Origin of the sequence: Paraburkholderia sp. BR14312, from assembly GCF_040948675.1 — a bacterium.
Lineage (GTDB): Bacteria > Pseudomonadota > Gammaproteobacteria > Burkholderiales > Burkholderiaceae > Paraburkholderia > Paraburkholderia nodosa_A.
This window is the reverse complement of the sequence record NZ_JBFPKI010000013.1, coordinates 306,297-316,510: the sequence shown is the minus strand read 5'-3', so window position 1 is coordinate 316,510 and position 10,214 is coordinate 306,297. Positions and strand designations below refer to the sequence as shown.

General features: G+C 65.1%; 11 protein-coding genes. 6 read left to right on the top strand and 5 right to left on the bottom strand.

Annotation, left to right across the window (positions count from 1 at the left end; translation table 11 throughout):
• Positions 1–793 (top strand): carbon starvation CstA 5TM domain-containing protein (locus tag AB3X98_RS32740; RefSeq protein WP_368610371.1); only part of this gene is annotated, 793 nt, incomplete at its 5' end.
• Positions 794–819: 26 nt separating this feature from the next.
• Positions 820–1,026 carry a YbdD/YjiX family protein gene (locus AB3X98_RS32735; RefSeq protein WP_028202784.1) on the top strand — a complete coding sequence of 69 codons (207 nt, stop codon included), beginning with the start codon at positions 820–822 and terminating at the stop codon, positions 1,024–1,026.
• Here AB3X98_RS32735 and AB3X98_RS32730 read toward each other — a convergent pair.
• Positions 996–1,304 carry a hypothetical protein gene (locus AB3X98_RS32730; protein ID WP_368606031.1) on the bottom strand — a complete coding sequence of 103 codons (309 nt, stop codon included), beginning with the start codon at positions 1,302–1,304 and terminating at the stop codon, positions 996–998. The two genes, AB3X98_RS32735 and AB3X98_RS32730, sit on opposite strands and share 31 nt — an antisense overlap.
• Between AB3X98_RS32730 and AB3X98_RS32725 the strand changes: the two genes are divergently transcribed.
• Complete coding sequence (locus AB3X98_RS32725) at positions 1,303–3,276, top strand: SMP-30/gluconolactonase/LRE family protein (protein WP_342946831.1); 1,974 nt, start codon at positions 1,303–1,305, stop codon at positions 3,274–3,276. The genes AB3X98_RS32730 and AB3X98_RS32725 overlap by 2 nt on opposite strands.
• Positions 3,277–3,352: 76 nt before the next feature.
• Here the strand turns inward: AB3X98_RS32725 and hpnH are convergent, their stop codons facing one another.
• Together hpnH and ispH are read right to left on the bottom strand one after the other, a co-directional pair.
• Positions 3,353–4,504, bottom strand: a complete 1,152-nt coding sequence (gene hpnH / locus AB3X98_RS32720) for an adenosyl-hopene transferase HpnH (protein ID WP_028202781.1) — start codon at positions 4,502–4,504, stop codon at positions 3,353–3,355.
• A gap of 12 nt (positions 4,505–4,516) precedes the next feature.
• Positions 4,517–5,461: a 4-hydroxy-3-methylbut-2-enyl diphosphate reductase gene (ispH, locus tag AB3X98_RS32715; protein ID WP_028202780.1), complete on the bottom strand. Its 945-nt coding sequence runs from the start codon at positions 5,459–5,461 to the stop codon at positions 4,517–4,519.
• A gap of 408 nt (positions 5,462–5,869) precedes the next feature.
• Here ispH and hpnC point away from each other — a divergent pair, with 408 nt between their 5' ends.
• A complete protein-coding gene (gene hpnC, locus AB3X98_RS32710) occupies positions 5,870–6,739 on the top strand; it encodes a squalene synthase HpnC (protein WP_368606032.1) in 870 nt (289 codons plus the stop codon).
• A complete protein-coding gene (locus AB3X98_RS32705) occupies positions 6,736–7,914 on the top strand; it encodes a glycosyltransferase (RefSeq protein WP_069261568.1) in 1,179 nt (392 codons plus the stop codon). Before hpnC ends, AB3X98_RS32705 begins: the two co-directional genes overlap by 4 nt.
• Before the next feature lie 73 nt (positions 7,915–7,987).
• Here the strand turns inward: AB3X98_RS32705 and AB3X98_RS32700 are convergent, their stop codons facing one another.
• Positions 7,988–8,620, bottom strand: a complete 633-nt coding sequence (locus tag AB3X98_RS32700) for a hypothetical protein (protein ID WP_342946829.1) — start codon at positions 8,618–8,620, stop codon at positions 7,988–7,990.
• Between the two features lie 109 nt (positions 8,621–8,729).
• Complete coding sequence (gene hpnA / locus AB3X98_RS32695; protein ID WP_368606033.1) at positions 8,730–9,752, bottom strand: hopanoid-associated sugar epimerase; 1,023 nt, start codon at positions 9,750–9,752, stop codon at positions 8,730–8,732.
• Between the two features lie 128 nt (positions 9,753–9,880).
• Between hpnA and AB3X98_RS32690 the strand changes: the two genes are divergently transcribed.
• Positions 9,881–10,177 (top strand): acylphosphatase, encoded by a 297-nt coding sequence (locus tag AB3X98_RS32690; protein WP_069261571.1) that lies wholly within the window; start codon positions 9,881–9,883, stop codon positions 10,175–10,177.
• Positions 10,178–10,214: the final 37 nt, after the last annotated feature.

The window sequence follows — 10,214 nt, the reverse complement described above, 5'->3', positions numbered from 1 at the left end:
GAATGGTGTGCTCGATATTCGCGGAGGCGCGCCGACGCTGGCTGTGGGCATGGCGCAGATCCTGCACCAGGTGATTGGCGGCGAGGCGATGATGGCGTTCTGGTATCACTTCGCCATCCTCTTCGAGGCGCTCTTCATCCTGACCGCCGTCGACGCGGGCACGCGCGCGGGCCGCTTCATGCTGCAAGACCTGCTCGGCACGTTCCACCCGTCGCTCAAGCGCACGGAGTCGCTGCCGGCCAACCTGATCGCGACCGCGCTGTGCGTGGCTGCGTGGGGCTACTTCCTCTACCAGGGCGTGGTCGATCCGCTCGGCGGCATCAACACGCTGTGGCCGCTCTTCGGTATCTCGAACCAGATGCTCGCCGGTATCGCGCTCATGCTCGCCACCGTCGTGCTCTTCAAGATGAAGCGCGAGAAGTTCGCATGGGTCACGGCACTGCCCACGGTGTGGCTCCTCATCTGCACGCTCACGGCGGGCTGGCAAAAGATTTTCGACAGCAACCCGAAGGTGAGCTTCGTCGCGCACGCACAGAAGCTGTCGGCGGCGATCGCGGATGGCAAGATCGTCGCGCCCGCGAAGTCGCTCGAGCAGATGCAGCGCATGGTCTTCAACGACTACGTCGATGCCGCGCTTTCGGGCCTGTTCATCTTCGTCGTGGTGAGCATCGTCGTGTATGGCCTGATCGCGATTGCGCGTGCGCGCCGCATCGACCGTCCGACCGTGCAGGAAACGCCGTATCAGGCGATGCCGGCTGGCGGCGCGGCGGCCGTGACGAATCGCGTGCATTGAATCGACGTTATTGAACGGAGCACATCATGTTCTCGGGACTTCGCGACAACGTACAGACCGCCGGGCGCTATCTCGGCCAGGCCATGCGTTTGATGGTCGGCTTGCCGGACTACGAGGGCTACGTCGCGCATGCGCGCGAGACGCATCCCGACCGCCCGGTCATGACCTACGAGGAGTTTTTCCGCGAGCGGCAAAATGCCCGCTATGGGTCGGGCGCGGGGAAGTGCTGCTGACTCCCGACTGAGCGGATACGTTCGGCAAGAAGCGCGACGGCGAAGGCCGTCGCGCTTTTTTTACGCCTGTAATCTTCGCGGCTCGGCGCGCGCTCAAAAAAGCCCTCAATTCCCGCAGTGTGGCTGCCGTTAACTTTGACGAAGTTCCACACCAATTCGACGCATGACGCCGCGCGCGGATTCGAATCGTCGGGAATCGGCCTGCGGGCTTGCCCCGTGGGCAACACGGCATTTTCAACAATCGCACCGTAAGGTGTGCGAATCAAAGAATCTTTCATGATCTTGCATCGAATCGGCGCAGCCTGGCTGGCGGCCGCTCTCACCGCAACGGTTACGCCCGTTTGCGAAGCGCAATCCTCCACCGACTGGATTGCGAACACCTACGGCGCCAACGCGACGCACGTGGGCAATGTGGCCCGCTCGATGTGGGTCGCGCCCGAAGGCGTCATCTATACCTCGTCGATGTGGGATGAAAACGAAGGCGGCGTGGCGATCTACCAGAACGGCCAGAGTCTCGGCTCGATCGGCGGGCATGGCGACTTCCAGGGCGGCGCGATCACGGGCAACACGACTTCGCTGTTCGTCGCGATGCAGTACAACGCCACGTATGGCAGCGGCAACGTCGGGCGCTACAACCGCACGAGCGGCGCGCGCGACCTGCTGATCCCCGTGAGCGCCGATACGACCGAAAAGCTCGCCGATGTCATCACCGGACTCGCGACTTCGGGCTCGCTGCTCTACGTGAGCGATTTCCCCGGCAACCGCGTGCGCGTGTACACCACGGACGGCATCTGGCAACGCGATATCAGCGTGGCGTGCCCGGGCGCGCTCACGCTCGACGCGGGCGGCAACCTCTGGGTCGCCCAGAAGAGCGCGGGCGCGGTGCTCGAATTCAGTGCCGGCGGTCAGCTTCTGAATACCATCCAGCTGGCGTCCACGGCGCGGCCGTCGTCGCTGTATTTCGATGCGCAGACCTCGCAGTTGATGATCGGCGACTCGGGTCCCGACATGAACATCAAGACCTTCAGCGTAGCGGGCACGCCTTCGCAAACCGGCACGTTCGGCGTGCTGGGCGGCTATCTCGACACGACCACGGGCGTCAAGGGTCAGGTGGGCGACAAGCGCTTCACGCGCGTGGTCGGCATCGGCAAGGATTCCGCGGGCATGCTGTACGTGCTGAACAATCCGTGGGGCGGCTCGTGGGACCTCGGTCGCAACGGCGGCACCGATCTGCAGGCTTACGACGGCACCGGCACGCTGCGCTGGAAGCTCCAGTCGCTCAACTTCGAAGGCAATGCGGCGCCGGATCCGGGCACCGACGGCGCGCTGTTCTACGGCGGCATGAATATCTATTCGGGTACGGCCGGCGGCACCTTTGTGGCCAACACGATCGACCCGATCACGTATCCGTCCGATCCGCGCATCAATCTCGCCGACGCCGGTCGCGGCGACCATTTCGCGCAGGTGGCGAGCGTGAGCGGCAAGCGCATTCTCGTGGCGGCCGGCCAGAACCCCGATACGTTCTACTTCTTCCACTTCAATGCGGCGAGCGGCTATATCGCCATTCCGGATTACACGCTGCCGGGGGCGGCGTTCAGTACGACGGCCCCGGTGCGCAACGGCTTTTGTCTCGACAGCAAGGGCGACCTCTGGGTCGGCCTCGACAAGACCAACGTCATTTCCCACTACCCGCTGACCGGCTTCGACTCGACCGGCAAGCCGACCTGGGGCGCCGCGATCACCACGCCGATTCCTGCCACGATCTCGCGGCTCACCCGCATCGTCTACCTGCCCGAAAGCGACACGATGATCCTCACGGGAGAAGACGCAAGCATCACCGACTGGACGGCGATCGGCACGCGCGTCGAGGTGTATCACGGCTGGCTCGCCGGCAATACGAGCGCGCCGAATCCGGTGATCACGCTCACGAGCGCGAATCCCAAATCGATAGCGGCCGCCGGAAACTATCTGTTCGTGGGCTACGTGCACACCGTGCCGAACATCGATGCGTTCAACCTCACCACGGGTGCGATCGACACGACGCTCATCAACAGCAACCCGAACGCGGTGTACGTGGGCAACGACGTGGATTCGATGTACGGCCTGCGCGCGTATCTGCGCTCGACGGGTGAGTATGTCGTGACGAAGGATAATTACAACGCTTCGAGTGCGGTGGTGTACCGGTGGACGCCGGCGGCGGCGAGCACGACTACTGCGAATGCAACGGCGTCGCCGTTCAGCGCGAAGTGATAAAAAAGACAAAGGGCGCAACGGCTAAAACCGTTGCGCCCTTTTTGCGTTTCATCCGCCCTTGGCGGAAACCGCTTTAGCTAGCTGCGACCGTAACCGGCTTCTTGGTCTTGGCCGAGTTCTTGATCTCTTCGAGCTTGATCTCGACGTGACGCGAGAACACGTATTCAGCCGGACGTGCGCCTTCGAGCGGGATGTCCTTCGCAAACGCGCCCGTCGTGCGCGGGCCCGAGAGGGCGATGCGCGCGGCCTTGAGCGGATGTGCGACCGTGTCCATCACGGCGGTGGCCTCGAAGCCGCAGTGGACCATGCAGTCCGCGCACTTCTCGTACTTGCCCGTGCCGTATTTGTCCCAGTCGGTCGTTTCCATCAACTCCTTGAAGGTCTTCACGTAACCTTCGCCGACCAGATAGCACGGCTTTTGCCAGCCGAACACCGTACGCGCCGGGTTGCCCCACGGCGTGCACTGGTAGCTCTGGTTGCCGGCCAGGAAGTCGAGGAACAGGCTCGACTGGCTGAACGACCACTTCTTGCCGTTGTTGCCGCGCTTGAAGATTTCGCGGAACAGGTTCTTGGTCTTGTCGCGATTCAGGAAGTGCTGCTGGTCCGGCGCGCGCTCATACGCATAGCCCGGCGACACCGTGATGCCGTCCACGCCGATCTCGCCGACCGTGTCGAAGAATTTCGCCACGCGCTCGGGCACGGCGTCGTTGAACAGCGTGCAGTTGATGTTCACGCGGAAGCCGCGGCGCTTGGCTTCCTTGATGGCCGCGACGGCCTTGTCGTACACGCCTTCCTGCGAGACCGAGTGATCGTGCGCTTCGCGGTCGCCGTCGAGGTGCACCGACCAGACGAAGTACGGGTTCGGCTGGTAGTCGTCCATCTTCTTTTCCATGAGCAGCGCGTTCGTGCAGAGATACACGAACTTCTTGCGCGCCATGATGCCCTTCACGATCTGCGGCATTTCCTTGTGCAGCAGCGGTTCGCCGCCTGCGATGGAAACGACCGGCGCGCCGCACTCGTCGACGGCTTCGAGGCATTCCTCCAGCGACAGGCGCTGGTTCAGGATGGGATCCGGATAGTCGATCTTGCCGCAGCCATTGCAGGCGAGATTGCAGCGGAACAGCGGCTCGAGCATGAGCGCGAGCGGGTAGCGCTTGTTGCCGCTGAAATGCTGGCGGAAGATGTACGAGCCAACGCGGACTTTTTGTAGCAGCGGAATAGACAAAGCGTGTCCTCCTTAAACTTCGCGCGCGACGAGCGGTTGCAAGAGCTTCGACGGCAACTTGAATTCGACTTTTTCTTCACGGCCCGCCATCGTCGACACCTCGACAGGCCCCAACGCGCGCAGCGCGTCAATGACGTTCTCAACCATTTCTTCAGGCGCCGATGCGCCGGCCGTGATGCCGACCGTTTGCACATTGGCGAACCACTCGGCCTTCACTTCCGAACCGTCGGCGACGAGGTAGCTCGGCACCCCCGTTTCGCTGCCGATCTCGCGCAGACGATTCGAGTTCGAGCTGTTCGTCGCACCAACGACGAGCAGAACGTCCACCTGATCCGACAGTTCGCGCACCGCTGCCTGGCGGTTCTGCGTTGCGTAGCAGATGTCGCGCGTGTCCGGACCGACGATGTCGGAGAACCGCGCGAGCAGCGCGTCGATGATGCCGCGCGTGTCGTCCACCGAAAGGGTGGTTTGCGTCACGTACGCGAGCGGTGCATCGAGCGGCAGATCGAGCTTCGAAACATCGGCTTCGCTCTGCACGAGCAGCACGGTGCCGGGAATCTGGCCGATCGTGCCTTCCACTTCCGGGTGACCGGCATGGCCGATCAGGATCAACGTGCGGCCCGCCGCGACGTACTGGCGGCCCTGCACATGAACCTTGGTGACGAGCGGGCAGGTGGCGTCGAGCACGTCGAGGTCGCGTTCCTCGGCGGCGCGTTCCACGGTCTTGGCCACACCGTGGGCGCTGAAAATCGCCACGGCGCCTTCCGGCACTTCGTCGAGCTCTTCCACGAAACGCGCGCCCTTGTTGCGCAGGTTTTCGACCACGTGACGGTTGTGGACGATTTCATGGCGCACATAGACCGGCGCGCCGTGCTTCTGCAGTGCGCGATCGACGATTTCGATAGCGCGGACAACCCCCGCGCAAAAGCCGCGGGGTTGGGCAAGGATCACTCGCATAGGGTGGCGAACTCCGACTGCCGCATAAGACGAGCAAGTCGGTAAAAATGACCTGATCGCCGGCGGCTGTCTATTATTAAAGATGCAAAAATCCGCCAAAGGAGTGACGGAGTCAAAACCAGACGCGCATTTTAACCCCTTCGCCTTTCGTTTGCTGTGTGCAGCGCGCGCAGTGCGGCGTGCACGCGACGCCGGACCCCGGTCAGCCACCCATTTTTCTCAAAAAGCCCGCCGCGTGGCGCTCCCACGGCCTGTGCAAGGCGCTTCGTGCACGCGATGCAGGAGGGGCTGTGGAACGGCCGCTGCCTCGTTGCGCGGTGCAACATACCCCGGGAACGCTTAAAATATCGCGGTCCCGCGGGTCGCCTGGATGGCGCGTCGGGATACGACCCCATTCTGGACGCCTTGATGGAACCCGACCACTACGACGATTTTCCGGTAGCGCGCGTATTGCTGCCGAAGGCGCTGCGGGCGCCTGTCGGCGTGATCTACCACGTCGCGCGCACGCTCGACGACATCGCGGACGAAGGCGACTGGAGCCCCGAGCAACGCCACACGCGTCTCGCCGATTTTCGCGAAGGCCTGAACGCGGTGGCCGAAGGCCGCCCGGCGCGCGTGCACCCCATGCTGTTCGCGAAGCTCGCGGACGTGGTGCGCGAGTGCCGCCTGCCGCTCGCGCCGTTTTACGACCTCGTCGCGGCGTTCGATCAGGATATCGACACGACGCGCTATGCCGATCGCTTCGAGCTGCTGGATTATTGCCGGCGCTCGGCGAATCCGGTCGGCCATCTGATGCTGCATCTGATTCACGCGGCGACGCGCGAGAATCTGGCCGATTCCGACGCGATCTGCACCGCCTTGCAGCTCGTCACCTTCTTGCAGGACGTGAGCGCCGACTGGGCGCGCGGCCGCATTTACCTGCCGCTCGCCGACCGCGAACGCTTTGGCGTCACCGAAGCGCAGATCGCCGCGGGCAAGGTGGACGACGCCTGGCGCGCGCTGATGGCGCACGAGGTGGCGCGCGCGCGGGCGCTGATGGTGAGCGGCGCGCCGCTCGCGCTGCGCGTGCCGGGGCGCTTCGGCCTCGAGCTGTGCAGCGTCGTGCATGGCGGACTGCGCGTGCTCGAAATCATCGAGCGCGGCGGCTACGATGTGTTCCGCGCGCGGCCTGCGCTGCGCGCACCCGACTGGGCCGTGGTGCTCCTGCGCACGGCGGCTATGTGGCTGTCGCGCCGCGTGGGCGTGCGCGCCCCTTCGATCGAGAGTAACAACGTATGACTACGACCATTCTCTTTGCCGTCTCCTGTCTCTCGCTGCTCATCTGGCTCGTGCTGCTGTTCGGGCGCGGCGGATTCTGGCGCGCGCGCCCGGCCGCGCCGCTGCCGATCGTCGAGCCCGCGGCCGGCTGGCCTGCCGCGTGTGCCGTCGTGCCGGCGCGCAACGAGGCCGACGCGATCGGCGAGGCCGTGACCTCGCTGCTCCAGCAGGACTACGGCGGCGAGTTTCACGTGATCGTGATCGACGACCACAGCACCGACGGCACCGCGGAAGCCGCGCGCGCCGCCGCGCTCGCGCTGCAGTGCCCGGAAAAGCTCAGCGTGATAACGGCCAAGCCGCTGCCGGCGGGCTGGTCGGGCAAGGTGTGGGCGCAGTCGCAGGGCATCGAGGCGGTGCGCACGCTCAAGCTGCCCGCCGACTACCTGCTCCTAACCGACGCCGACATCGGCCATCCGCCCGAAGCGCTCGCGCAGCTCGTCGTGCGCGCGCAGGCCGAAGGCCGCGACCTCGTCTCGCTGATGGTGCGGCTGCGCTGCGACTCCTTCTGGGAAAAGGCGCTGATCCCGGCGTTCGTGTTCTTCTTCGCGAAGCTCTATCCGTTCTCGTGGGTCAACAATCCGAAGAACCGCACGGCGGCCGCGGCCGGCGGCTGCATGCTGGTGCGCCGCCAGGCGCTCGAAGAGGCGGGCGGCATCGAATCGATCCGCGCCGAGCTGATCGACGACTGCAGCCTCGCCGCGCGCATCAAGCATCGGGGCGAAGGGCATCACCCGATCCGGCTCGACGTCGCCGCGAAGAGCGTATCGCTGCGCCCGTACGATTCGTGGAAGGACATCTGGAACATGATCGCGCGCACGGCGTTCACACAGCTGCACTATTCGGCGTGGCAGCTCGCGGGCACGCTGCTCGGCATGACGATCATCTATCTCGCGCCGCCCGTGGTCGCGCTCGTGCTCGGGCCGCACGGCTGGCCCGCGTGGATCGCCTGGGCGCTGATGTGCTGCGCCTACTCGCCCATGCTTGCCTACTACCGGCGTTCGCCGCTGTGGGCGCCGTTCCTGCCGCTCGTCGCGCTGTTCTACGTGGGCGCGACGTTCGCTTCGGCGTGGCGCTTCTGGCGCGGCAAGGGCGGTCAGTGGAAGGCGCGTGTGCAGGCGCCGGCGCAGGGGCGATAAAGCGCTTCGTGCGAGAAGCTGCCAATGAAAAAAGCCGTCGGTTTCGACGGCTTTTTTTCGATCCCCGCGCGCGTTAGCGCTGCGTGAGCATCATGTACATCTGCACGACGATGTCGGGCGAGAACGTGAACGGCACCCAGCCGTGGCCAGTGTGGCGCAGCACCAGCAGGCGGTCGCCGTTGGACTGTTTCTGCACGGCCATCATCGGATTCTTCGTCGACGCGAAACGCCAGCCTTGCGGAATGCCGGGCGGCGGTTCGGGCTGCATCGAGGCGCGTGCGTTCGACAGCTCCTCGATCATCTGGCCGACTTGCAGCGCGTTGAGCGTCACCGTCTGGCCGCCGATCGTCAGCGTGATCTCGTTTTGCGACGGGCGCGCCACGTGCAGTTCGGGCTGCGCAGGCGCGGCGCGGGCCGTTTCGGCAGCGGGTTCGATGGCTTCGGCAGTGTCGGTCACGGTTGCATTGGCGGCTTCAACGGGTTCTGCGGTGGCGGCCGCACCGGCAGCCTCCGCGGCCGTGTCGACGGCAACGGCGTGCGGCTGCTCAGCGACGGCTTGCTCCGCTTCGCTGCTTGCAACGGGAGTGTCCTGCTGGGGAACTGCGGCGGCGCGTTCATCGGCGCGCGGTGCGTGCGCGGCGGCGGCGGCCTGAAGGAGCTGATCGACGCCCGCTTCGAGCACGCCAATCTGGTCTTGAAGATTCATGCGAGCTTCTCAGGTAAGACCCGCGATTCTACCCGCAGCTTGCGCGCATTGCCCTTCAGGCGTTGTACGCATGTCGCAAGAAAAGTTGTAACAGTTTCCTCAGCTTGCCTCATCTGGCGTTCAGATAGCCGGCCTCGCGGAACCATGCGAGCGCATCTTTCAAGCCCTCGCGATACGGCCGCGCGCGATAACCCAGTTCGCGCTCCGCTTTCGCCGACGTGAAATACATCTTGTTCTTCGACATCTTGAGCGCATCGACAGTTACGAATGGCTCGCGCTTCGTGAAGCGCGCCACGGCTTCCGCGCCCATCGCAAGCGGATAGAGCGGCCAGCGCGGCAGCGCGATCGTGGGCGGCTTGCGGCCGACCATGCCGGCGATGTCGGTGAGCATCTGCTGCAGCGGCAAATTCTCGCCGCCGAGGATGTAGCGCTCGCCGATGCGTCCGCGCTCCAGCGCGAGGAAGTGGCCGTTCGCCACGTCGTCCACGTGCGCAAGGTTCAGGCCGGTGTCGACGAACGCGGGAATCTTGCCGGTGGCCGCTTCGACGATGATGCGGCCCGTGGGCGTGGGCTTCACGTCGCGCGGACCGATCGGCGTCGACGGATTGACGATCACCGCGGGCAGCCCGTCGCGCTCGATCATGCGCTCCACGGCGCGCTCGGACAGCACCTTGCTGCGCTTGTACACGCCAATGGCCTGCTCGGGCGTGAGCGGCGAGGTTTCGTCGGCTGAGTTGCCCGAACTCGTGACCTTGAGCGTGGCCACGCTGCTCGTGTAGACGATGCGCTCCACGCCCGCGTCGAGTGCCGCGCGCATGGTGGCTTCGGCGCCTTCGAGGTTGGCGCGCTCGATCTCGTGCGGATCGGGCGCCCACAGGCGGTAGTCGGCGGCCACGTGGAAGAGATAGCGCACGCCGTCGAGCGCACGGCGCATCGAGGCGGCGTCGCGCATGTCGCCGGTGACGACTTCGGCGTCGAGTGCTTCGAGGTTCTTGCGCGGGCTCGTCGCGCGCACCAGCAGGCGCACCGCATAGCCCTTTTCCTGCGCGATGCGGGCGACGGCCGAGCCGACGAAGCCGGACGCGCCGGTGATCAGCACGAGATCGCGGTTGGCTCGGGAGGTGTCGGTCATTGCAGGGTCGTTTCCATGTTCGGTATTGGCGCGGCGGCGTGGCACGGATTGTACGTGGCGCGGGCCCGGCGCGTGCGCGCGTTGGCGTCTACAATGCCGACCGTAAAGCCTGCATGGAGAAAGGAACAATGAGCGAACCGGATCTGGATACGCGCCTCGAAACGTACTACGTGCGCGTGCACGGGACGGTGCAGGGCGTGGGTTTTCGTCACGCGACGGTGCGCCAGGCGCACGCGCTGCGCATTCGCGGCTACGTCGCGAACATGGAGGACGGCTCGGTCGAAGCCGTGATCCAGGGCACGGCGAACCAGGTGGACCGCATGCTCTCGTGGCTGCGCCACGGGCCGCCGGCCGCGCGCGTCAGTTCGGTGGAAAGCGAGGAACGCCTGACCGAAAAACGTTACGAGCGCTTCGAGCAGCATTGAGCGTCGCCCGATAAAAAAGCGGTGCGCCAGGCACATT